General features: G+C 62.3%; 22 protein-coding genes and 2 tRNA genes. All 24 read right to left on the bottom strand.

Annotated elements, in window-relative coordinates:
• Nucleotides 1-104 precede the first annotated feature (104 nt).
• The 24 genes from rpsO to tpiA all read right to left on the bottom strand — a co-directional run bounded on the left by rpsO (nucleotide 105) and on the right by tpiA (nucleotide 23,846).
• Nucleotides 105-365 carry a 30S ribosomal protein S15 gene (gene rpsO, locus AC1KVG_RS12140; RefSeq protein WP_006450548.1) on the bottom strand — a complete coding sequence of 87 codons (261 nt, stop codon included), beginning with the start codon at nucleotides 363-365 and terminating at the stop codon, nucleotides 105-107.
• 156 nt (nucleotides 366-521) lie between these two features.
• Entirely contained in the window at nucleotides 522-1,448 is a 927-nt protein-coding gene (gene truB / locus AC1KVG_RS12135) for a tRNA pseudouridine(55) synthase TruB (RefSeq protein ID WP_481094552.1), read from the bottom strand.
• Between the two features lie 82 nt (nucleotides 1,449-1,530).
• On the bottom strand, nucleotides 1,531-1,923 hold the full coding sequence (gene rbfA, locus AC1KVG_RS12130) for a 30S ribosome-binding factor RbfA (protein ID WP_006450550.1): 393 nt from the start codon (nucleotides 1,921-1,923) through the stop codon (nucleotides 1,531-1,533).
• A gap of 173 nt (nucleotides 1,924-2,096) precedes the next feature.
• Nucleotides 2,097-4,808 carry a translation initiation factor IF-2 gene (gene infB / locus AC1KVG_RS12125; RefSeq protein WP_043889306.1) on the bottom strand — a complete coding sequence of 904 codons (2,712 nt, stop codon included), beginning with the start codon at nucleotides 4,806-4,808 and terminating at the stop codon, nucleotides 2,097-2,099.
• Between the two features lie 95 nt (nucleotides 4,809-4,903).
• Nucleotides 4,904-6,415, bottom strand: coding sequence for a transcription termination factor NusA (gene nusA / locus AC1KVG_RS12120; RefSeq protein WP_006450552.1), 1,512 nt, complete (start codon nucleotides 6,413-6,415; stop codon nucleotides 4,904-4,906).
• 4 nt (nucleotides 6,416-6,419) lie between these two features.
• Nucleotides 6,420-7,010 carry a ribosome maturation factor RimP gene (gene rimP, locus AC1KVG_RS12115; RefSeq protein ID WP_481094551.1) on the bottom strand — a complete coding sequence of 197 codons (591 nt, stop codon included), beginning with the start codon at nucleotides 7,008-7,010 and terminating at the stop codon, nucleotides 6,420-6,422.
• Between the two features lie 211 nt (nucleotides 7,011-7,221).
• Nucleotides 7,222-7,298, bottom strand: a tRNA-Met gene (locus tag AC1KVG_RS12110).
• A gap of 203 nt (nucleotides 7,299-7,501) precedes the next feature.
• Nucleotides 7,502-8,962 carry an NADH-quinone oxidoreductase subunit NuoN gene (nuoN, locus tag AC1KVG_RS12105; RefSeq protein ID WP_043908815.1) on the bottom strand — a complete coding sequence of 487 codons (1,461 nt, stop codon included), beginning with the start codon at nucleotides 8,960-8,962 and terminating at the stop codon, nucleotides 7,502-7,504.
• A 36-nt stretch (nucleotides 8,963-8,998) separates the two neighbouring features.
• Nucleotides 8,999-10,501 carry an NADH-quinone oxidoreductase subunit M gene (locus tag AC1KVG_RS12100; protein WP_023904453.1) on the bottom strand — a complete coding sequence of 501 codons (1,503 nt, stop codon included), beginning with the start codon at nucleotides 10,499-10,501 and terminating at the stop codon, nucleotides 8,999-9,001.
• 20 nt (nucleotides 10,502-10,521) lie between these two features.
• On the bottom strand, nucleotides 10,522-12,696 hold the full coding sequence (gene nuoL / locus AC1KVG_RS12095; protein ID WP_481094550.1) for an NADH-quinone oxidoreductase subunit L: 2,175 nt from the start codon (nucleotides 12,694-12,696) through the stop codon (nucleotides 10,522-10,524).
• Nucleotides 12,697-12,703: 7 nt separating this feature from the next.
• Nucleotides 12,704-13,009, bottom strand: coding sequence for an NADH-quinone oxidoreductase subunit NuoK (gene nuoK / locus AC1KVG_RS12090; protein WP_006450557.1), 306 nt, complete (start codon nucleotides 13,007-13,009; stop codon nucleotides 12,704-12,706).
• Nucleotides 13,006-13,668: an NADH-quinone oxidoreductase subunit J gene (locus AC1KVG_RS12085; RefSeq protein WP_172839317.1), complete on the bottom strand. Its 663-nt coding sequence runs from the start codon at nucleotides 13,666-13,668 to the stop codon at nucleotides 13,006-13,008. Before AC1KVG_RS12085 ends, nuoK begins: the two co-directional genes overlap by 4 nt.
• A 4-nt stretch (nucleotides 13,669-13,672) precedes the next feature.
• Nucleotides 13,673-14,161, bottom strand: a complete 489-nt coding sequence (gene nuoI / locus AC1KVG_RS12080) for an NADH-quinone oxidoreductase subunit NuoI (protein WP_006450559.1) — start codon at nucleotides 14,159-14,161, stop codon at nucleotides 13,673-13,675.
• Between the two features lie 3 nt (nucleotides 14,162-14,164).
• Nucleotides 14,165-15,259, bottom strand: a complete 1,095-nt coding sequence (gene nuoH, locus AC1KVG_RS12075) for an NADH-quinone oxidoreductase subunit NuoH (protein ID WP_168957709.1) — start codon at nucleotides 15,257-15,259, stop codon at nucleotides 14,165-14,167.
• Nucleotides 15,256-17,490: an NADH-quinone oxidoreductase subunit NuoG gene (gene nuoG, locus AC1KVG_RS12070; protein ID WP_481094549.1), complete on the bottom strand. Its 2,235-nt coding sequence runs from the start codon at nucleotides 17,488-17,490 to the stop codon at nucleotides 15,256-15,258. Before nuoG ends, nuoH begins: the two co-directional genes overlap by 4 nt.
• Nucleotides 17,487-18,821 (bottom strand): NADH-quinone oxidoreductase subunit NuoF, encoded by a 1,335-nt coding sequence (gene nuoF, locus AC1KVG_RS12065; protein ID WP_023904457.1) that lies wholly within the window; start codon nucleotides 18,819-18,821, stop codon nucleotides 17,487-17,489. The genes nuoG and nuoF overlap by 4 nt, the downstream gene beginning before the upstream one ends.
• 3 nt (nucleotides 18,822-18,824) lie before the next feature.
• Nucleotides 18,825-19,352: an NADH-quinone oxidoreductase subunit NuoE gene (nuoE, locus tag AC1KVG_RS12060; protein WP_006450563.1), complete on the bottom strand. Its 528-nt coding sequence runs from the start codon at nucleotides 19,350-19,352 to the stop codon at nucleotides 18,825-18,827.
• Nucleotides 19,349-20,656: an NADH-quinone oxidoreductase subunit D gene (locus tag AC1KVG_RS12055; protein WP_023904458.1), complete on the bottom strand. Its 1,308-nt coding sequence runs from the start codon at nucleotides 20,654-20,656 to the stop codon at nucleotides 19,349-19,351. The genes nuoE and AC1KVG_RS12055 overlap by 4 nt, the downstream gene beginning before the upstream one ends.
• Nucleotides 20,653-21,405, bottom strand: coding sequence for an NADH-quinone oxidoreductase subunit C (locus AC1KVG_RS12050; RefSeq protein WP_104549219.1), 753 nt, complete (start codon nucleotides 21,403-21,405; stop codon nucleotides 20,653-20,655). The genes AC1KVG_RS12055 and AC1KVG_RS12050 overlap by 4 nt, the downstream gene beginning before the upstream one ends.
• A 36-nt stretch (nucleotides 21,406-21,441) precedes the next feature.
• A complete protein-coding gene (locus AC1KVG_RS12045) occupies nucleotides 21,442-21,996 on the bottom strand; it encodes a NuoB/complex I 20 kDa subunit family protein (protein ID WP_006450566.1) in 555 nt (184 codons plus the stop codon).
• The gene (locus AC1KVG_RS12040; protein WP_006450567.1) at nucleotides 21,987-22,343 is read right to left on the bottom strand and encodes an NADH-quinone oxidoreductase subunit A; all 357 of its coding nucleotides are present in this window, start codon (nucleotides 22,341-22,343) and stop codon (nucleotides 21,987-21,989) included. The genes AC1KVG_RS12045 and AC1KVG_RS12040 overlap by 10 nt, the downstream gene beginning before the upstream one ends.
• Nucleotides 22,344-22,449: 106 nt before the next feature.
• Nucleotides 22,450-22,534 (bottom strand) — tRNA-Leu (locus AC1KVG_RS12035).
• Between the two features lie 49 nt (nucleotides 22,535-22,583).
• Nucleotides 22,584-23,057, bottom strand: a complete 474-nt coding sequence (gene secG, locus AC1KVG_RS12030; RefSeq protein WP_481094548.1) for a preprotein translocase subunit SecG — start codon at nucleotides 23,055-23,057, stop codon at nucleotides 22,584-22,586.
• A 33-nt stretch (nucleotides 23,058-23,090) separates the two neighbouring features.
• Entirely contained in the window at nucleotides 23,091-23,846 is a 756-nt protein-coding gene (gene tpiA, locus AC1KVG_RS12025) for a triose-phosphate isomerase (protein WP_268214711.1), read from the bottom strand.
• Between the last annotated feature and the right edge of the window lie 68 nt (nucleotides 23,847-23,914).

Raw genomic sequence — 23,914 nt, 5'->3', positions numbered from 1 at the left:
CGGCCGGGAGGCTCCGGCCCATGAACTACATCGTGCAAATAACGGAATTCGAACGACCAAAACAAAACCGCGGCGCATCGCTGCACCGCGGTGGTAGGACTCGATTAGCGGCGCAGGCCGAGCTTTTCGATCAGCGACTTGTAACGCTCGCTGTCCTTCTTCTTCAGGTAGTCGAGCAGGCTGCGGCGGCGGTTGACCATCTGCAGCAGACCACGACGGCTGTGGTGATCTTTCTTGTGGGTCTTGAAGTGACCGCTCAGCAGTTCGATGCGGGCGGTCAGCAGAGCGACCTGCACTTCCGGGGAGCCGGTGTCCTGGGCGCTGCGCTTGTTGTCTTCAATCACTTTCTGGGTGTCGACGGACATGTGTTTTCTCGATAGATGCGTGGTCGACAGGAACGTGCATGACGCACCGCCGGACTCGCCGTTTGCTTGGGATGAGCGCGCTTGGCGCTGGAGGTGCCCCGAACGGGGCCGCGAAATTGTAACGTCGTGCGAGCCCGGGGACAAGTTGACTAAAACTTAACAAGCCTGGGCTTCGTTCAGTCCATTGAACAAGCGCTGGGGCGACAATCGCCCTTCCATGTCCACCAGGCCTAGGCCCAAGGGGATTCCGTCAGCCCCGAACACAGCCACCTGGCCAGCCGGAAATGCAGCATCGCGCAAGCGCTGGCCCATGCGGAAACGGGCCGTATGTGCCTGGTCCAGGGTGATCCGCGCAAAATCGGCCAATCCGGCCCGGATCGGCAGCAACAATTCCTGCGCATCGGTGCCGGCGTCCAGCGCCGCAGACAGCGCTTCCAGCGTGATCATCTGCGGGCTGCGGAACGGCTCGACCCAGAGCCGACGCAACGATGCGATATGCGCGCCGCACCCAAGCACCTCGCCCAGATCGCGCGCCAGGCTGCGGATATACGTGCCCGAACCGCAGGTCACACGCAGTTGCAAGCGTGGCGCGGCATATCCGATCAGTTCGATCGCATGCACATCGACTTCGCGCACCGGCGCCTCGATGATCTCGCCGCGGCGTGCCTTGGCGTATAGCGGCTCGCCGCCCTGCTTGAGTGCCGAGTAGATTGGTGCCTGTTGGGCGATACGGCCGATAAATGGCGCCAGCGCCGCACGCAGGGCGTCTTCGCTCAACTCGGGCACCGCACGCTCGCGCAGCGGTTCGCCATCGGCATCGTCGGTATCGGTGGTGACGCCCAGCACGACCTCGGCGTCGTAGGCCTTGGCCGAACCAAGCAACACGCCGGCGATCTTGGTGGCCTCGCCCAGACACAACGGCAACAAGCCGGTGGCCAGCGGATCCAGGCTGCCGGTGTGGCCGCCCTTTTCGGCGCGCAGCAAACGGCGTGCGGACTGCAATGCGGTGTTGGAGCTGACTCCGGCCGGCTTGTCGAGCAACAGGATGCCGTGCAACGGGCGATAGACGATGCGGGGTTTCAAAAGATCAGTGCTCGAATCGGGCGCCATGCGCGCCCGTTGAAATCATAGCCGCGTAGAAAGAGGCGGCCGTCCCAGACAGCGCTCAGCGCTGCTCGGCGTCTTCGTCGCTGGAGGCGGCCTCGGGGCCGATGTCGTCCAGGTCACGCAGCAGGTTGTCGATGCGTTCGCCGCGATCGACCGAATCGTCGTAATGAAAGTGCAGCTCGGGCACGTGGCGCAGCTTCATCGCACGCGCCAACTGCGTGCGCAGCTGACCGGCGATTTCCTTGAGCCCCTTGACCGCTTCGACCGAGCGCTCCTGCTGCAGCGCGGTGACGAACACCTTGGCATGCGCAAGGTCGCGGGTGACTTCGACATCGGACACACTGACCGATGGCAGGCCGTGATCGCGCACGGCCGCGTGCACGATCGTGCCGAGGTCGCGACGCACCTGCGCCGAGACGCGGTCGGTGCGATGGAATGATTTGGTTGGCATGGTCGTGGACCTGGTTGATTCGGAGGGCCAGATGGCACCGAAGCCAAAAACGAACGTGGGCGGCCATGCCGCCCTCGCCTTGCAAAACGTGCTGTCCAAAAATCGGGCGTTACCGACTCCAGCTTGCCGACGCCGGGGCCTGCAGGCCCCGGTCGCCATGACAGCCGCAGCCGTTACAGCGTGCGCGCGACTTCGATACGCTCGAAGCACTCGATCTGATCGCCGGCCTTGACGTCGTTGTAGGCCTTCACGCCGATACCGCACTCGGTACCGTTGCGCACTTCCTCGACGTTTTCCTTGAAGCGACGCAGCGATTCCAGCTCGCCTTCGAACACCACGACGCTGTCGCGGAGCACGCGGATCGGCTTGCTGCGCTTCACCACGCCTTCGATGATCATGCAGCCTGCAACAGCGCCGAACTTGGAGCTGCGGAACACGTCGCGGACCTGCGCGATACCGATGATCTCTTCGCGGATTTCCACGCCGAGCAGACCGGAGGCGACCTGCTTCACCTGATCGATCACGTCATAGATGATCGAGAAGTAACGCAGATCCACGCCATTGGATTCGACGATCTTGCGTGCCGATGCATCCGCACGCACGTTGAAGCCGATCATCGTCGCCTTGGAAGCGGCGGCCGAATTCGCATCGGACTCGGTGATGCCGCCCACGCCGGAGTGGATCACGTTGATGCGGATGTCGTCGTTGGACAACGCCACCAGCGACTGCTTGAGCGCTTCCACAGAACCCTGCACGTCGGCCTTGATCACCAGGTTCAACACCTGCTGACCTTCGCCCTTGCCCATCTGCGCCAGGATGTCTTCCATGCGGTTGGTTGCCGAAGCCACCAGACGCGACTCGCGACGCTTGGTTTCGCGCTGCTGCGCCACGTCCTTGGCCAGACGCTCGTCGTCGACGACCACGAAGTCGTCGCCGGCTTCCGGCACGCCGGACAAGCCGAGCACCTGCACCGGGATCGACGGGCCCGCCGAGGTCGGCTGATGACCGGTCTCGTCGAACAACGCACGCACACGGCCGTACTGGATACCGCAGACCAGGTAATCGCCCTTCTTCAGCGCACCCTGCTGCACCAGCACCGTGGCGACCGGGCCGCGGCCCTTGTCCAGCGACGACTCGATGACGGTACCGCTGGCGCGGCCTTCCGACAGCGCCTTCAGTTCCAGCACTTCGGCCTGCAGCGAGATCGCATCCAGCAGCGTGTCCACGCCGGTACCGAGCTTGGCCGACACTTCGATGAACTGGGTGTCGCCGCCGAAGTCTTCGGCCACCACGTTTTCGGCCAGCAATTCGTTCTTGACCCGCAGCGGATCCGCGCCGGCCTTGTCGATCTTGTTCACCGCCACGATCAACGGAACGCCCGCCGCCCTGGCGTGCGCCACCGCTTCCTTGGTCTGCGGCATCACGCCGTCATCGGCAGCGACGACCAGCACCACGATATCGGTGATCTTGGCGCCACGTGCACGCATCGAGGTAAACGCGGCATGGCCGGGCGTATCCAGGAAGCTGATGACGCCACGCCCGGTTTCGACGTGATACGCACCGATGTGCTGGGTGATGCCACCGGCTTCGCCCGAGGCGATCTTGGTGCGACGGATGTAATCCAGCAGCGAGGTCTTGCCGTGATCGACGTGACCCATGATGGTCACCACCGGCGGACGCTGCACGGCATCGCCTTCGGCACCTTCGGCATGCGCCAGCAGCGCATCCTCGAAGTCGGCATTGTCGGCACGCGTGGCCTTGTGGCCGAGTTCTTCGGTCACCAGCGACGCGGTGTCGTGGTCGATGCTCTGGGTGATGGTCGCCATGACGCCCATCTTGAACAGCGCCTTGACCACATCGCCGCCCTTGAGCGCGAGCTTCTGCGCCAGATCGGCCACAGTGATCGTTTCGCCGATCGCCACTTCACGCACCACCGGTGCGGTCGGACGCTCGAACCCGTGCGGGCCGCTGTTGCCCTGATTGCCGCCCCGCCCGCTGTCGTTGCCGCGGCGCGAAGAAGACGAACCCGGACGACCGGTCGGCTTGCTACGCACATTGGAACGCCGCGCGCGATCAGCAGCGGACAGATGCAACTGCCCGGCAAAGCGCTTGGTCGCATCGTCGTCTTCGACGCCGGCCACCATGACGTGCGAACCGCGCGTCTTGTGCTTGGCCGCATTATTGCGATCGTCCGGACGTGCCGGCGTGGCCGGACGCGACGCGGGCGATGCGCCAGCCGGACGGGCCGGACGCGGTGCAGAAGACGGCGACGACGGCGCACGTGCTGCAGGAGCGGAAGACGGCGTAGGCGCGGCGGCAACCGGCGCCGGCGCACTGGCAGCCGCAGCGGCTTCCTCGGCAGCCTTGCGCTCGGCTTCGATACGGTCCTTCGCGGCCTGCTCTTCATCGCGCTTGCGCTGAATCGCTTCGTCGCGCACGCGGTCGCTTTCTGCAAGCGCCTGCTGCTCGTCGAGATTGCGCTGACGCGATGCGGCGAGCTTGGCTAGGATGTCAGCGCGCTCTTCGTCCGGCGTCATCGGCGCAGCACGGCCGCTGCCTTCATTTTCGGACTTCACGTAGGTGCGCTTCTGCCGCACCTCCACGTTGACCGTGGTTTTGGTGCGGCCGGCGCTGACCGTGACTTCCTGCAGCTTGCGCCGATTGAGCGTGATCTTCTTGGCTGCTTCGGTTGCCGCTTCGGCAGGCGTCTCGGCCTTGCCATGCGTGCGACGCAGGAAGCCAAGCAGTTTCATCTTCTCGGTGCTGGTCACGACCTGGTCGGGACCGCTGAACTTCATTCCGGCCTCGGCCAGTTGAACCAGCAGTTTATCGACCGGCGTATTGACCAGTTCGGCAAGCTTGCGGATGGTGGTTTGCTGCGACATTCGGATCCTATGATCTGGTTGGCGCCCCCTCGCCCAGAGCAAGGGAAGCGCTGATTCTAAGCCCTGATGGGGTCAGGGCGCGGTTCATTGCCGGCTCATTCGCCGCGCTCCAAACGGGCGATCTCCTCGGCGCGGGCCGCCAGGATCAGCGCCGCGGCGCGCTCCTGGGTCAAGCCCTCGATGCCGAAGTCGACGATCTCGTCCGCTGCCAGGTCGGACAAGTCCTCGCTGGTGCGCACGCCGTGCTCGGCCAGAGCAAAGGCCGTTTCCTCGTCCATCCCCTCCAGCGCCAGCAGGTCCTCGGTGGGCTGAGTTCCTTCCAGGCCTTCTTCCTCGGCCAGCGCGGCGTTGAGCAGCGCATCGCGGGCACGGGCACGCAACTCTTCGACGATGTCTTCGTCGAAGCCTTCCACCGCCAGCAACTCGCCGACCGGCACGTAGGCGATTTCTTCGACCGTATTGAAACCTTCGGTCACCAGAATCGCTGCGATTTCTTCGTCCACTTCCAGGCGATCCATGAACAACTGGCGCGCGGAGGTCTGTTCGGCTTCGGACTTGGCGGCCACCTGGTCGGCGGTCATCACGTTGAGCTGCCAACCGGTCAGGCGGCTGGCCAGACGTACGTTCTGGCCGCCCTTGCCGATCGCCTGGGCCAGGCGATCTTCCGCCACGGCCAGGTCCATCGAATGCTTGTCTTCATCGACGATGATCGACTGCACTTCGGCCGGCGCCATCGCATTGATGACGAAGTTTGCCGGATTCTCGTTCCACAACACGATGTCCACGCGCTCGCCATTGAGCTCGTTGGACACCGCCTGCACGCGCGAACCGCGCATACCGATGCACGCGCCGATCGGATCGGTGCGGGTGTCGTGCGCAATCACGGCGATCTTGGCGCGGTCGCCCGGATCGCGTGCGCAGGCCTTGATCTCGACCAGGCCCTGGCCCACTTCCGGCACTTCGAGCTTGAACAGCTCGATCATGAATTCCGGCGCGGCGCGGCTGATGAACAGCTGCGGGCCACGTGGTTCCGAACGCACTTCGGCCAGATAGCCGCGTACGCGGTCGCCCGGACGCAGCACATCGCGCGGAATGCCCTTGTCCTTCGGAATGAAGGCTTCGGCATTGCCGCCCAGATCGACAAAGATATTGCCGCGCTCGGCACGCTTGACCACACCGGTGATCAACTCGCCGACGCGATCCTTCCATGCGTCCACAACCTGCTGACGCTCGGCTTCGCGCACACGCTGCACGATCACCTGCTTGGCAGCCTGCGCGGCGATACGGCCGAAATCCGGGTTTTCGATCTGTTCTTCGATGTAGTCGCCCACATCCACGCCGTCGGCTTCGTCGATGGCATCCATCAGACGCACCTGGCGATCCGGCGACTCCATCACCACATCGTCGGCAACCACTTCCCAACGACGGTAGGTTTCGTAGTTACCGTCCTTGTGATCGATGGTCACGCGCGCCAGCACGTCCTGGTCGGGATAGCGCTTCTTCGCTGCGGAAGCCAACGCGGCCTCGATCGCATCGAAGATCACTTCGCGCGGCACGCCCTTTTCATTGGCCACCGCATCCACTACCAGCAAAAGTTCCTTGCTCATTTAGTCACTCCGCGCGCGGCTTGCCAGCCGCCGACTCGTTGGATGGTTTCTTCTTCTCGTGCCCGGGTTTTTTCGGGCCGGGCTTATTCGGTTTTTGCGGCGCCAGGCCCAAAGCGACCCAATCCGGCAGGATGCGCGCCTTGTCGATGTTGTCGAAGCCGATCTGCACGTCCTTGCCGTCGATGGCAAACACCACGGCGTCGGCCTCCGCCTCGATCCGCAGGATCTTGCCCTGAAAGCGGCGCCGACCAGCCTGCGCCAGCTTCAACACGATCTTTGCGGACTCGCCGACATGACGTGCGAACTGTTCAAGCGTAAACAAGGGACGGTCCACACCCGGCGAAGACACTTCAAGCGTGTAGTTACCGGTGATGGGATCTTCGACGTCGAGCTGGGCGGAGACTTCGCGGCTCACGCGCTCGCAGTCATCGACGTTGATCACACGCTCGGGCTGTTCGGCCAGCGGCACATCGATATACAAGCGCAACGTGGCGCCACCTGGAGCGGGAAGATATTCCACACCCAGCAGTTCCAAGCCCAAGGACTCAACCGTTGGACTCAGCAGATTCGCGATTTCGGTCGCTTTTTCGCTCACAGACTGCCCTGATCAAATGATTGCCAGTAGAACCCCGGCAACCGGCAGCAAACTTTCCGGTTCCGGAAAAAACAAGGGGCCCGATGGGCCCCTTGCGTGAAAAAAGCCCGACCTCTCAGGGTCGGCGCAAAGACGGGAACATGCGTCTTTGCGATCCAAGAACATGAACTGCTGCCCTAAGGCAAACTGCATTAAAGCAGCAATTCAAACTTGGTAGCGGGGGCAGGATTTGAACCTGCGACCTTCGGGTTATGAGCCCGACGAGCTGCCAGACTGCTCCACCCCGCAGCAGAAGCGGAATTATGAAGAACTTGAGCGGCAATTGCAAGCCCTAGTTTTTCATCGATTGAAAACCTTGGAGGTCTTCAACGTCGCGGCAAATGATAACCGCATTGCAACAAAAACGAAACAGCAATCACGACTTTATTTCAGTAACGCGTCAAAGGCGCGCCTGACGCACGCGCCCACAACGGTATGCAGGCACGTAAGTCTTACGCAAGGCCCGCAAATGCGCGCTGGCACCACACCATGATCGGGCTCCAGGCCAGACCGAGTGCCAGCAGTGCGAGTGCGTTGACGCCGAGGACGGTACCAAGCACGCGGTCGTTGTTGGCCGGCAACGGCTCACCCACCGGCTCATCGAAGTACATAACCTTGATGACGCGCAGATAGTAGTACGCACCGATCACCGCGCAGAGCACGCCGACCAACGCCAGCCACAACATATCGCCCTTCACCGCGGCGCCCAACACGGCCAGCTTGGTCCAGAAGCCAAGGAACGGTGGGATACCTGCGAGCGAGGCCATGATGCACAGCACCAGGCCGGCCATCCATGGATTGCGTGCGTTGAGCCCCTTGAAGTCGTCGATGTTCTCGGCTTCAAACCCGTTACGCGACAACGCGATGATGGCGCCGAACGCAGCGGTCGACATGATGGTGTAGCTCACTGCGTAGAACATCGCCGCGGCATAGCCTTCTTCGCCGCCACCGGCCACGCCCATCAACAGGAAGCCGATATGCGAGACGGTCGAATACGCGAGCATACGCTTGAGATTGGTCTGCGCAATCGCCATCAGGTTGCCGATCACCAGCGACAGTGCCGACAGGCCGCCGATCAACAGATGCCACTGCGGCGACAACGGACCCATGCCGACTTCGAGCAGGCGATAGGCCATACCAAAGGCAGCCAACTTGGGCGCGGAACTGATGAACAACGCGATCGGTGCCGGCGCACCCTGATACACGTCGGGCAGCCACATGTGGAACGGGGCAGCGCCAAGTTTGAAGGCCACACCGGCGATCATGAAGATGGTGCCGGTCAGCAGCAGCGTGCGCTCGTTGGAGCCTTCGATCGCGTCGTGGATACCCGCCAGGCTCAAGGTGCCGGTGGCGCCGTAGACCAGCGACATGCCGTACAGCAACAGACCCGACGCCAGCGAACCAAGCACGAAATACTTCATCGCCGCTTCGGTGGCCAGGCCGTTATCGCGATTGGACGCGACCAGGGCGTACGAGCACAGGGCCAGCAGTTCCAGACCCAGATACACCATCAGCAGGCTGCCTGCCGAGGCCAGCAGCATCATGCCCGCGGTGGCGAACAACACCAGTACCGGGATTTCGCCCTGATAGAGATTGCGTTCGCGCAAGTAAGTCCAGCCGTAGACCAGGCTCAACCCACTGACCAGAACGATCACCGTCTTCATGACGTCGGCTGCGGTGTCGCGGACAAACATGCCGTGGAAGGCTTCGCCCTGCCCGCCCGTTCCGGTCGCCAGCAACGCGAACACCACGGCCAGCACGGCTACGGAGAACAGGTGGGTCCAGACCTTGTGCCGCTGGCTCATAAACAGATCGAGCATCAACAGAGCAAAGGCGCCGCCGATCAGCACCAGCTCCGGTGCGAGCGGAGCCAGGTCAGCGGTGGTCAACGGCGCGAGCGTTGGCGTGGTCATCATCAAATCCTGAAAATCGGTACGTACGGCAAGCAGTTACAGCTTGGTCGCGGCAATCTGGGTAGCCAGCTTGGCGATCGATGGTTCCATCAGATCGGTCAGCGGCTTCGGATACAGGCCCAGGGCCAGCACGCCAGCGGCGAACACCCCCAGCACGAATGCCTCACGGCCATTGATGTCCTTCAGCTCGGCCACGTGTGCGTTGGCCACTTCACCGAAGAACACGCGCTTGTAGAGCCACAACGTGTAAGCCGCAGTGATCACCAAGGTGGTGGCCGCGCCGAAGGCGATCAACGGGTGCTTCTGGAAGCTGGCCAGGATCACCATGAACTCGCCCACGAAACCGCTGGTACCCGGCAGGCCGGCATTGGCCATGAAGAACAGCATGGCGAAGGTGGCAAACCACGGCATCACGTTGACCACGCCGCCGTAATCGGCGATGCGGCGGGTATGCATGCGGTCGTACAGCACGCCGATGCAGGAGAACATCGCACCGGACACGAAACCATGCGAAATCATCTGCACCATCGCACCCTGCAGGCCCAGACGTGCGGCATCGGTGCTGCCGTAGTCGCGCACCAGGGTGAAGGCGATAAAGGTGCCGAGAGTGACGAAGCCCATGTGCGCGATGGACGAATACGCCACCAGCTTCTTCATGTCGTCCTGCACCAACGCCACCAGGCCGACGTAGATCACCGCGATCAGCGACAGCGTGATCACCAACCAGGCGAACTCATGGCTGGCGTCCGGCACGATCGGCAGGTTGAAGCGCAGGAAGCCGTAGCCACCGATCTTCAACGCGATCGCGGCCAGGATCACCGAACCGGCGGTCGGTGCCTCAACGTGCGCGTCGGGCAGCCAGGTATGCACCGGGAACATCGGCACCTTGACCGCGAAGGCGATCAGGAACGCGAAGAAGATCCAGGTCTGCTCCTTGGCGGTCAGCTGCAGCGCGTACAAGTCGGCAAGCTGGAAGCTGCCGCCCTTCAGATACAGGTAGACCAGGCCCACCAGCATCAGCACCGAGCCGAGGAAGGTGTACAGGAAGAACTTCATCGCCGCATAGATACGCCGCGGGCCGCCCCAGACACCGATGATCAGGAACATCGGGATCAGCATGGCTTCGAAGAAGACGTAGAACAGCATCGCGTCGGTGGCAGCGAAGATGCCAAGCGTGACGCCTTCCAGGATCAGGAACGCCGCAACGTACTGATTGACGCGCTTGTCGATCGAGCGCCAGGCGCCGATCAGGGCCAGCACCGTCACCAGTGTGGTCAGCACGATCAACGCGACCGCGATGCCGTCCACGCCCAGGTTGTAGCCAATGTTGTAGGCAGGGATCCAGGCATGCAGTTCGACGAATTGCAAGGCGTCATTGGCGGTGTCGTAGCCCAGCAGCGGCAGACTCAACACAAAGGTCGCCACCGCCACCGCCAGCGATGCCCAGCGGGCAGTCTCGGCGTTGCGCAACGCAAGGATCAGGGCGCCACCGATAATCGGCAGCCAGATCAAGATAGACAGTAAAGGCCAGTTCGACACGTTTTCTTATTCCGTACAGGTCAACGCCAGAAATGCATCAGTACCGCCAACAAGGCGATCAAACCGATGATCATTGCGAAGGCGTAGTGATAGAGGAAACCGGATTGCGTGCGACGCAGCAGATTTGCAGCCAGGTCGATCAGTCGGGCAGAACCATTGACGACGACACCGTCGACCACATGGGTATCGATGGCACGTGACGCCTTGCCAAGGACCACGCCGCCACCGGCGAAGCCATTGATCCAGAGCTTGTCGAAACCGTACTTGTTTTCCAGCAGCCACACGACCGGCGCGAACGCCTTGCGCGACTTGGTGGCCAGCTCCGGCTTCCAGAGATAGAACAGAGCAGCCAGCAACAGGCCAGCGACAGTCAGGAAGAACGGCGCCGCCATCATGCCGTGCAGCGCGAAGGCCACCGGACCATGGAACTCTTCGGCCAGTGCACCGACGGTGTCGCGTGCCGGATCGTAGAAATCGACAATGCCGGTGAAGAACGAGACCGCCTGCCCCTTGATGGCATGCGCCGCGTGGTGACCTTGCCAATCGGTGCCGAACAACATCGGGCCGATGGTGAAGAAGCCGATCGCCACCGAAGGGATCGCCAGCAGGATCAGCGGCAGCGTCACCACCCACTTGGATTCGTGCGGCTCATGGGCACCGTGATGGCCATGACCGTGGTCATCGTGCCCATGCGTATCGTGTGCATGGGCGTCGTGCGCATGACTATCGTGCGCGTGGACCTGTGCTTCGGCGTCGGTGTGTGCGCTGTCGTGGTGTCCATGGGCATCGTGCGCATGGGCGTCGCGGAAGCGCTCCTTGCCGTGGAAGGTCAGGAACAGCAGACGGAAGCTGTAGAAGCTGGTGACCAGCACGCCGCCGAGCACCGCCCAGTAGCCATAGGTCGCGATCCAGCTATGCGACTCGTGGGCATGATGCGCAGCTGCCTCGATGATGGTGTCCTTCGAGTAAAAGCCGGAGAAGAACGGCGTACCGACCAGTGCCAACGTACCGATCACGCTGGTCCAGTAGGTCACCTTCATGTACTTGCGCAGGCCGCCCATCTTGCGCATGTCCTGCTCGTGGTGCATGCCGATGATGACCGAGCCGGCCGCCAGGAACAGCAGCGCCTTGAAGAAAGCATGCGTCATCAGATGGAACACGGCCGCCGAGTAGGCAGACACGCCCAGCGCCACGGTCATGTAGCCCAGCTGCGACAGCGTGGAATACGCAACCACGCGCTTGATGTCGTTCTGCACGATGCCGATCAGGCCGGTGAAGAAGGCCGTGGTCGCACCGATGAACAGGATGAAGTTGAGTGCGGTTTCCGACAGCTCAAACAGCGGCGACATGCGCGCGACCATGAAGATGCCGGCGGTCACCATCGTCGCGGCATGGATCAGTGCCGAAATCGGCGTCGGTCCTTCCATCGAGTCCGGCAGCCACACATGCAGCGGCACCTGCGCCGACTTGCCCATCGCACCGATGAACAGGCAGATGCAGATCAGCGTCATCACGCTCCACTCGTGGCCTGCGAACAGCTGCACCTTGGCACCGGCCATGGTGGTCGCGTTGGCGAACACGGTGGAGTAATCCAGCGAACCGAACCACAGCAGCACACCGGCAATGCCGAGAATGAAGCCGAAGTCGCCGACGCGATTGACCAGGAACGCCTTCATGTTGGCAAACACCGCAGTCGGGCGCTTGAACCAGAAGCCGATCAGCAGATACGACACCAGGCCCACCGCTTCCCAGCCGAAGAACAGCTGCAGGAAGTTGTTGCTCATCACCAGCGTCAGCATGGAGAAGGTGAACAACGAGATGTAGCTGAAGAAGCGCTGGTAACCCGGGTCTTCTTCCATGTAGCCGATGGTGTAGATGTGCACCAGCAGCGACACGAAGGTCACCACCACCATCATCATCGCGGTCAGGCGGTCGACCATGAAGCCGACATGCGCCGAGTAGTTACCGACGTCGAAGAAGGTATACAGGTTCTGGTTGAACGGGCTGGCGCCCTGCTCCACTAATTGGTACAGCGTCAGGCACGACAGCACGCAGCTGACCGCCACGCCCAGGATCGTGACGTATTGCGCGCCTTTGCGCCCTACCTGGCGACCGAACAGGCCGGCGATGATGCTGCCGACCAGCGGTGCAAGCACCACTGCGATCAACAGACTCTTGGAGAGAGTGATTTCCATCTACAGGTCAGCCCTTCAACGTATCGACTTCGGCCACATTGATCGTGCGGCGCGTGCGGAACAGAGTCACCAGAATCGCAAGGCCGATCGCAGCCTCCGCAGCGGCAACGGTCAGGATGAAGAACACGAACAACTGGCCTGCGGGATCGCCGAGCTCGCGCGAGAACGCAATGAAGTTGACGTTGACCGACAACAGCATCAACTCGATCGACATCAGCAACACGATGACGTTCTTGCGATTGAGGAAGATGCCGGCCAGCGAGATGCAGAACAGCACCGCGCCCAGTCCAAGCAGGTGGCCCAAGGTAATCAAGACTTCGCCTCCTGTCCGTCAGCCGCATCCAGCTTCGGCGCGACCTGTACCGGCTTTTCAACCGCCATTTTGACCATGCGCAGGCGATCACCAGCCTTCACCCGCGATTGATCACCCGCGTTTTGCAGCTTGATGCCGGTGCGCTTGCGCAAGGTCAGCATCACTGCAGCTACCACGGCCACGGTCAGGATCACTGCGGCAAATTCGAATGGCAGCAAGAACTCGGTGTACAGGCTCTTGGCCAACCAGGTCAGGTTCGACACGTCGGCAGCCTGCGCAGCAGCATTGTCGGCCGGGAACGGCGTGGCGCTACGTGCCTTGACGCCGATCAGGGTGACCATCTGCGCGAACATGGCGACCGCCACGATGACGCCGACCGGCATGTACTTGACCCAACCCTCGCGCAGGCGGCTGGTGTCGATGTCCAGCATCATCACCACGAACAGGAACAGCACCATCACCGCACCGACGTAGACCAGCACCAGCGTCACGCCAAGGAACTCGGCGCCGACCAGCAACCAGATGCACGCCATCGAGAAGAAGGTGAGGATCAGGCACAACACGGCGTACACCGGATTGCGCACGCTGATCACCGCACCCGCAGAGACAACCGCGACGGCGGAGAACGCGTAGAAAGCAATTTTGACCCAGTCCATCATGACCTCAACGGAAGGCGGCATCGGCAGCGCGACGCTCGGCGATCTCGGTCTCGAACCGGTCTCCGATCGCCAGCAGCTGCGGCTTGTTAAGAATATTTTCGCCGCGCTTCTCGAAGTGATACTCGAGCAGGTGCGTCTCGACGATCGAATCCACCGGACAGCTTTCTTCGCAGAAGCCGCAGAAGATGCACTTGAACAGATCGATGTCGTAGCGGGTGGTACGACGCGAACCGTCCTCGCGCTTGGCCGAGTCGATGGTGATCGCCAGCGCCGGGCACACCGCTTCGCACAGCTTGCAGGCGATGCAACGCTCTTCGCCGTTGGGATAACGGCGTAGCGCATGCACGCCACGGAAGCGCGGCGACTGCGGGAACTTCTCCATCGGATACAGCACGGTGTACTTGGGCTTGAACGTGTATTTCAACGTCAGCCACAAGCCTCCGAGCAGTTCGAGCAGCAGCAAGCTTTTGAAGTAATGGGTGATCTTGTTCATCAATTACACGCCCTTCTGGATCACGCCGTAAAACACCATCAACGCCGTTACTGCGATCCACACGATCGTCAGCGGAATGAACACCTTCCAGCCAAGACGCATGATCTGGTCATAGCGGTAGCGCGGGAAGCTGGCACGGAACCAGATGTAAGCGCTGGCGAAGAAAAACACCTTCATCAACAGCCACGGCCAACCGCCCTTCCACAGCCAATCGATCCACGGCGAGATATCCGGATTGCCCCAGGCCTGCGGCCATGGGCTCAACCAACCGCCAAGGAAGAAGATCGAGATCAGGAAGCTGACCAGGATCATGTTGGCGTATTCGGCCAGGAAGAACAGCGCGAACGCACCGCCTGAATACTCCACCATGTGGCCGGCAACGATTTCCGATTCGCCTTCCACCACGTCGAACGGCGCGCGATTGGTTTCGGCGACGCCGGACACCCAGTACACGATGAACAACGGGAACAGCGGGATCAGGAACCAATCGCCTACGCCCGAGCTCCCGCCCTGCGCAAACACGATCTGACTCAGGTTGACGCTGCCCGACGCGATCATCACGCCGACCAGCGCAAAGCCCATCGCGATTTCGTAGCTGACTACCTGCGCGGCCGAGCGCATCGCACCCAGAAACGCGTATTTGGAGTTGGAGGCCCAGCCGGCCAGGATGATGCCGTACACGCCCAGCGAGGTCATCGCGAGCAGATACAGCAAGCCGACGTTAGCGTTGGACAGCACCAGCTGCGCATCGAACGGCACCACCGACCAGGCCGCGAAGGCCGGCGCCAGCGTTAGCAGCGGCGCGATGATGAACATCGCCTTGTGCGCGCTGCTCGGCTGCACGATCTCCTTGAACAGGAGTTTGAACACGTCGGCAAAGGCCTGAAAGATGCCCATGCCCACGTACATCGGCCCGTGGCGTACGTGCATCCAACCGATCAGCTTGCGCTCCCAGACCACAAAGAACGCCACTGCCACGATTACCGGCACCGCGATCAGCAGGATCTTCAGCACGGTCCACAACACCACGCCGCCATCGCCCAGTCCGACGAACCACTGGTGCAAGGGATTGACCAGATTCAACAGCAATTCGTTCATGCAGCCACCACCGTTACCCGACCGGCACCAAGCGGCGCGGTCGCGCCATGGCCGGATTCGATCCACACCGTCCCCGGTGCGACGCGCTTGTCCAGCACCACCGGCAGCGTTGCCTTACCGGCATCGGTGCCGACTTTGACCATCTGACCTGCGCCAATCTGCAACTGCGCTGCCTGCTCTGGATGCATCGCTACACACGGCGCGATGTTGAGCGGATGCGATTGCAGTGCAGCGGCACGGCGTACCACTGCGTCGGTGCGATAGATCGCAGCGGTCGCGGCCACTTCCAGCCCCTCGCTCGCAGCCACTGGCTGTGCGGAGGTTGCAGGCGTCACGCTGCGGTTCTGCAGGCCGGCACGCAGGCCGACCAGATCGATGAATTCGAAACCGGCCAGACCCAGCTCACCACCAAGTGCGCGCAACACGCGCCAACCTTCGCGCGCTTCCACCGGCAAGCGGCCGGCAGCACGTGCAGTCTGCACGCGACCATCGAGATTGGTCAGCGAGGCATCGATTTCCGGCAATGCGCCGATCGGCAGAATCACATCGGCCACATCGCGCGTGGAAGCACAGGCGAACTGGCTGAAGGCAACGACCTTGGCACCAGCAAGCGCGCTTCGAGCAGCGGCGGCGTCGGCAAAATCCAGACCCGGCTCGATGCCATACAGCACATACGCCTGACGCGGCTGCGTCAACATGCCGGTGACATCGCGTGCGCTCGGCAGTACACCTTGCGAGACCAAACCGACAGCATTGGCTCCCTGCGGAATACGGCACAGCGAAGCGCCGGTTGCAGTAGCGAAGTCACGTGCAGCAGCACGCAATGCCGCAGCCTGCGGATGATTTTCGGCCAATGCGCCGACCACAATCACGGCACGCGTGGCGCCCTTGACCGCATCGCGCAATGCCGTATCGTCCAGCGCGCCAGCCAGCTGCGACGGCGCGACCACGGTGCGGCTCGCCTGGGTAAAGGCAAAATCGAAATCGACCGGGTTGACCGAATGGATCTTGGTCCCGTTCTGGATGTTGGCCTTGCGCAGACGCGCATGCAGCAGCGGCAGTTCGTGACGCACGTTGGTGCCGAACAGCACCACCACATCGGCCTGCTCGATCTCGGCCAACGGCGTGGCAAACGCTTCGGCCACCGCAGCATCGGAGAAATCGCGGTTGAGCAGACGGTGATCCAGATTGCCGCTGCCCAGTCCTTCGGCCAGACGTGCGAGCAGCGCGCCTTCCTCGTTGGAGGTGGACGGATGCACCAGTACGCCGAGCTGATCTCCAGCGTTGTCACGCAGGATTTGCGTGGCGGCAGCCAGCCCTTCGGCCCAGCTCACCTCACTCCACTCGCCATTGACCTTCTTCAGCGGCTTGACCGCACGGTCTTCCGAATACAGGCCCTGATGCGAATAACGATCGCGATCGGACAGCCAGCACTCGTTGACCGCCTCGTTCTCGCGCGGCACGGTGCGCAGCACCTCGCCGCGACGCACGTGCAGGAACAGGTTCGAGCCCATCGCATCGTGATAGCCGAGCGATTCGCGCGCCATCAGCTCCCACGGGCGGGCACGGAACTGGAATACCTTGTTGGTCAGCGCGCCGACCGGGCAGACGTCAATGACGTTGCCGGAAATTTCGGTGGTCAGCGGCTTGCCGTCGTAGGTGCCGATCTGCAAGTTTTCACCGCGATACATGCCACCCAACTCGTAGGTGCCGGCGATGTCCGCAGTGAAGCGCACGCAACGGGTGCACTGGATGCAGCGGGTCATTTCGGTGGCGACCAGCGGACCGATGTCCTCGTCGGGCACCACGCGCTTGCGCTCGTTGAAGCGGCTGACCGAACGGCCATAACCGAGCGAAACGTCCTGCAACTCGCACTCGCCGCCCTGATCGCAGATCGGACAGTCCAGCGGGTGATTGATCAGCAAGAATTCCATCACGCTGCGCTGGTACTTCAGCGCCTTTTCGCTACGCGTGGTGACCTTCATGCCGTCCATCACCGGCGTGGCGCAGGCAGGCGACGGCTTCGGGGATTTTTCGACGTCCACCAGGCACATGCGGCAGTTGGCCGCGATCGGCAGCTTCTCGTGGTAGCAGAAGCGCGGGATCGGGATGCCGGCCTTGTCGGCCGCCTGGATGATCATCGAACCCTTCGGCACCACCAGGGACTGCCCGTCGATTTCGACGGTGACATGGTCCGGTGGCACGTTCGGGTTCACTGGTTGGGCGCTCATGCGGCCACTCCGACGTGCGTGTCGACGATCGAACGACCGTTGACGATGTAGTACTCGAACTCGTCCCAGAACTGGCGCAGGAAGCCTTGAATCGGCCACGCCGCGGCTTCGCCGAACGCACAGATGGTGTGCCCTTCGATCTGGCCGGCAACGGTGCGCAACTGGTGCAGGTCTTCCATCGTGGCCTTGCCGGCGACGATGCGCTCGAGCACGCGGTGCATCCAGCCGGTTCCTTCACGGCACGGGGTGCACTGACCGCAGGATTCCTTGTGGAAGAACTGCGAGATGCGGCAGGCAAAACGCACGCAGCAGACGCTGTCATCCAACACCACGATCGCGCCCGAACCCAGACCGGTCCCCAATGCACGCAAGGTGTCGTAATCCATCTGCAGGCCGGCGACCTGGTCGGCCTTCAGCACCGGCATCGACACACCGCCAGGCACCACGCCCTTGAGGGTGCGGCCCGGACGCAGGCCACCGGCCATTTCCAGCAGTTCGTCGAAGGTGGTACCGAGCGGCACTTCGAAATTGCCGCCCTTCTGCACGCAGCCGGACACCGAGAAGATCTTCGGGCCGCCGTTCTTGGTCTTGCTCAACCCCAGAAACCACTCCGGGCCGTTGCGAATGATCGCTGGTACCGACGCGTAGGTCTCGGTGTTGTTGATGGTGGTCGGCTTGCCGTACAGGCCGAAGTTCGCCGGGAACGGCGGCTTGTAACGCGGCTGGCCCTTCTTGCCTTCCAGCGATTCCATCAGCGCGGTTTCTTCGCCGCAGATGTAGGCGCCGGCACCCAACGCACCGTAGATGTCGATATCCACGCCGCTGCCGAGAATGTTCTTGCCCAGCCAGCCATTGGCATACGCATCGGCCAGCGCCAGCTCGAAGTTTTCGAACGGCTCGTGATGGAACTCGCCACGCAGGTAGTTGTAGCCCACGGTCGAACCGGTGGCATAGCAGGCGATCGCCATGCCTTCCACCACCGAATGCGGGTTGTAACGCAGGATGTCGCGGTCCTTGCAGGTGCCCGGCTCGGATTCGTCCGAGTTGCACAGGATGTACTTCTGCATCGTACCCTTGGGCATGAACGACCACTTCAAGCCGGTCGGGAAGCCCGCGCCGCCACGGCCGCGTAGGTTCGATGCCTTGACCATTTCGATGACGTCGGCCGGCGCGATCTTCTCTTCGAGGATCTTGCGCAGTGCGGCATAGCCACCGGTCTTGAGATAGCTCTCGTAGGACCACGGGGTGTCGTAGTGCAGGGTCGTGTAGACGACCTGATGCGGCAACGGCGCCGGACCGACCGGGCCTGAGGGTGCGTGATGATGTGCCATGTCTTACTCCAGCCCGTCCAGCAGCGCGTCGACCTTCTCTTTCGTCAGGTGCTCGTGGTAATGGCCGTTGATGACCATCATCGGCGCTGCAGAGCAGGCCGCCAGGCATTCTTCTTCGCGCTTGAGGTAGACCCGGCCATCGGCCGTCGACTGCCCCAGCTTGCAACCCAGCTTCTTCTCGGCGTGTGCCAGCAGATCCTCGGCGCCGTTGAGCCAGCAACTGATGTTGGTGCAGAACGCCACGTTGTGGCGGCCGACCTTTTCAGTCTCGAACATCGAGTAGAAGCTGGCGACCTCGTAGGCCCACACCGGCGGCAGTTCCAGATACTTGGCCACGCCGACGATCAACTCATCGGTGAGCCAGCCCTGGTTCTGTTCCTGCGCAGCATGCAGGCCCTGCAGCACCGCCGAACGCTTGCGGTCTGGCGGAAACTTGCTCAGCCAATGATCGATGTGCGCGCGCGTCTTCTCGCTCAGCACTACCTGCGGATCGACGTCGCGCGCCGCTTCGAAATTACCCGTCGCCTTCATCGGTCAACCTCACCGAAAACCAAATCGTAAGTACCGATCATCGCCACGACGTCGGCCAGCAAATAGCCACGCACCACCGCGTCCATCGAGGACAGATGCGCAAAGCCCGGCGCACGCAGATGCAGGCGGAACGGCTTGTTGGCGCCATCGGACATCAGGTAGCAGCCGAACTCGCCCTTGGGTGCTTCGACGGCGCAATACGTCTCGCCGGCCGGCACGCAATAGCCTTCACTGAACAGCTTGAAGTGATGGATCAGCGCTTCCATGTCGTCCTTCATGCCTTCGCGGCTTGGCGGAGCGACCTTGAAATTGGTGACCATCACCGGGCCTGGATTGGCCTTCAGCCAGGTCACGCACTGCTTGATGATGCGGTTGGATTCACGCATCTCGGCAACACGGACCAGATAGCGGTCGTAGCAGTCGCCGTTGGTGCCGACCGGGATATCGAAATCCACCGCGTCGTACTTGGCATACGGCTGCTTCTTGCGCAGATCCCACTCGATACCGGAGCCACGCAGCATCGGGCCGGTCATGCCCCAGGCACGGGCCAGATCCGGGCTGATGATGCCGACATCGACGGTGCGCTGCTTCCAGATACGGTTATCGGTCAGCAGCGTTTCGTACTCGTCAACGCGCGACGGGAAGGTATTGGTGAAGTCCTCGAGGAAATCCAGCATCGAGCCTTCGCGCGCGGCGTTGAGCTTCTTCAGCGCCCCGCCCTTGTGCCAACGCGATTCCTTGTACTTGGGCATGCGATCGGGCAGATCGCGATACACGCCACCGGGGCGATAGTAGGCAGCGTGCATGCGCGCGCCACTGACCGCCTCGTAAACGTCCATCAACTCTTCGCGCTCCCGGAACGCATACAGCATCACCGCCATCGCACCCAGGTCGAGCGCGTTGGAGCCCAGCCACATCAGGTGGTTCTTGATGCGGGTGATCTCATCGAACATCGTGCGAATGTACTGCGCACGCTCGGGCACTTCGATTCCCATCAGGGACTCGATCGCGCGCACGTAAGCATGCTCGTTGCACATCATCGACACGTAATCCAGGCGATCCATGTACGGAACCGACTGGTTGAACGGCTTGGACTCGGCCAGCTTCTCGGTGCCACGGTGCAGCAGGCCGATATGCGGATCGGCACGCACCACGGTTTCGCCGTCCATTTCCAGGATCAAGCGCAACACGCCGTGCGCCGCAGGATGCTGCGGGCCGAAGTTCATCGTGTAATTGCGGATTTCCTGCTTGCTTTCGACAGGATTGCTAGCGAAGGCGGCAGTCGCCTGGTGGAACTCACTCACTTGGCAGTCTCCGACTTGCCCACTTCACCAGCGGCAGTCTCATAACGGGCATCGTCGCGAATCACGCGCGGCACACCGACGCGTGGCTCGACCGAGGTGACCGGCTCGTACACCACGCGCTTTTTTTCTTCGTCGTAACGTACTTCGACGTTGCCGATCAGCGGGAAATCCTTGCGGAACGGATGGCCGACGAATCCGTAGTCGGTCAGGATGCGACGCAGATCCGGGTGACCGTCGAACACGATGCCGAACAGGTCGAACGCTTCGCGCTCGAACCAGTTCACGCCCGGCCAGATATCGGTCAGCGAGGCCACCACCGGCACCTGCTCGTCCGGGGCGTAGCAACGCACGCGCAGACGCTGATTGTGCTGATAGGAAATCAGCTGGGCGACGACCGCAAAACGCTGCTTGGGCATGTGCTGCGGGTGGGCGCCATCGGAGCTTTCCTGGCTGGGAAATTCACCCCAGGCGAAACGACCGACCGCCTTGCCTTCGACACCACGACTGAAACCCTGCGACGACACGTCCGCAGTATCCCACTCGTCGCTGCCATAGCCCAGGTGATCGACGCCGCACAGGTCGCTCAACTGCTCGAAACCGAGCTCGTCGCGCAAGGCCAGACAAGTGGCGTGCCAATCGGCCGCAGCGACTTCCAGCGTCACTTCGCCGCGCGGCAAGGCCACGGCAATCTGCGCACCGGCGAAACGTGCCGCAAGTCGGTCAGTGAAGGAGGATGCTTGCTCTGCCATGGGGGCTTGGCTGCTCTCGGTAGAAGAAGACGGGTATCAGCGCGCGATCGTCTGGGTACGCCAGATCTTCTTCTGCAGCTGCAAGATGCCGTAGACCAGCGCCTCGGCGGTCGGCGGGCAGCCCGGGACATAGATGTCCACCGGCACGATGCGGTCGCAACCGCGCACCACCGAATACGAATAGTGATAGTAGCCGCCGCCGTTGGCGCAGCTGCCCATCGAGATGACCCACTTGGGATCCGGCATCTGGTCGTAGACCTTGCGCAGCGCCGGCGCCATCTTGTTGACCAGCGTGCCGGCCACGATCATTACGTCGGACTGGCGTGGCGACGGGCGAAACACCACGCCGTAACGGTCCAGGTCCAGGCGCGCCGCACCGGCGTGCATCATCTCGACTGCGCAGCAGGCCAGACCGAAGGTCATCGGCCACATCGAACCGGTACGCGCCCAATTCAACAGCGCGTCGACGCTGGTGGTCACGTAGCCCTTTTCGAGCAGCGGGTTCTCGCCTTCCGGGCGCAGGATGTCGTCCAACCGACCTTCCGGCATCGGATTGGTCATCAGACGATCGAGGGTCTGAATCACTCCCATTCCAACGCTCCCTTCTTCCAGACGTAGATAAAACCGAGGAACAACATGCCGACGAACAGCCCCATGGTGACCAACGAACGTGCGCCGATCTCCATGAACACCTGCGTCCACGGCACGATGAAGATGATTTCCAGATCGAACACGATGAACTGGATCGCGATCAGGTAGTAGCGCACGTCGAACTTCATGCGCGCGTCTTCGAATGCCTCGAAGCCACACTCGTACGGCGAGAGCTTGCGTGCATCGGGGCTACGCGGACCGAGGAACCGGCCGATCAACATCAATGTGATGCCGATACCGGTGGCGACGATCAGAAACAGCAGACTCGGCAAATATTCGGCCAGCACAGCGATTCTCTCTTGCCTTTGCCCGCACGCGCCGCGTGCCGGCATGGGGTATAAGCAGGACCCGCGCGTGGCACCGCCACGATGCGCAGGAACTGCAGCCAAACAATGGTGCCCAAGAGGGGACTCGAACCCCTACGACCTAAATCGCTACCACCTCAAGGTAGTGCGTCTACCAATTCCGCCACCTGGGCATACGTTGCGCCGCTGGGCATCCCAGTGCGCAGCGTATTGTAACCGGCTTCAGCGTTTTTGTGCTGGTTCTGAAGCGTTTTCTTCGCGTGCCGCAGGCGCTTGTTGCGCTGGTGCGGACTGCGCTGGCGCTGCGGCCGGAACAGCGGCAGGCGATGGCTGCGACGGAGCGGTGGGCACTGCGCCCGCGGCTGGTGCCTGCGGCAACGACTGAGTCAGCTCGCCGGCGGCGGCCGGTGCCGGGGTGGCCGACTGCGACATCACGCCAAGATTCTGATCGGTGGGACGCGCGCCATGGGTGGCATACCACGCCATGAACAGGCTGATGCTGAAAAACACCACCGCCAGCCATTTGGTCGACTTGGACAGGAAGTTCGACGCACCCTGCGAACCAAACACGGTGCCCGAGGCACCAGCACCGAAACCGGAGCCCGCTGCCGCACCCGCGCCACGCTGCATCAGGATCAGCGCAATCATCGCCAGCGCGACCAGCACGTAGACCACATTGAGGATCAACATCAGCATTTCGAAATCCGTCCCCGGACAAAACTTAATGGGTTAACAAGCGGCCGCCGCGCGTGCGATGGCCAGGAAATCTTCGGCGACCAGTGATGCGCCTCCGACCAGCCCGCCGTCGACATCGGGCTGTGCGAACAGCTCGTTGGCGTTGTCGGGCTTGACACTGCCCCCGTACACGATGGGCAGCGAATCGGCAATTCTAGCATCCGCCTTTGCGACTTCGCCACGCAGGAAGGCGTGCACGGCCTGGGCCTGCTCCGGGCTGGCGGTGCGGCCGGTGCCAATGGCCCAGATCGGTTCATAAGCGAGCACGGCGCGGGCGAAGCCTTCGCTGCCCACCAACGCCAGCACCGGTTCGAGCTGAGCGCGCAGCACCGCTTCGGTCTGGCCCGCTTCACGCTGTTCCAGCGACTCGCCAACGCACAACACCGGCGTCAGCCCGGCGTGGATGGCAGCGGCGAATTTGCGCGCCACCAGCTCGCTGCTCTCTTGATGGTACTGGCGACGTTCGGAGTGGCCGACCAGCCCATACTCGGCGCCGACATCGACCAGCATCGTGGCCGAGACCTCGCCGGTGTAGGCACCCTTTTCGTTACTGCTGACGTCCTGCGCACCGAAGCACAGGTGATGCTCCTCGAAATCCTCTATCAGATCGCCGAGGTAAGGCAGTGGCGGCAGGATGACGACATCGACACCCTCCAGGGGCATGTGCGCGGCGATCTGGGCCACCAGTTCGGTGGCGAAGGCGCGGCTGCCATGCAGCTTCCAATTTCCGGCAACGAGTTTTCGACGCATCAGGCGCAGGTTCCTGAGTGGAAGACAGGCGACAGAATAGCCCATGCCCTGTCGGCAGCCGGCACACT

The organism is Xanthomonas sp. NCPPB 3959 (assembly GCF_056675575.1).
This window is presented reverse-complemented; position numbering and strand designations above follow the sequence as displayed.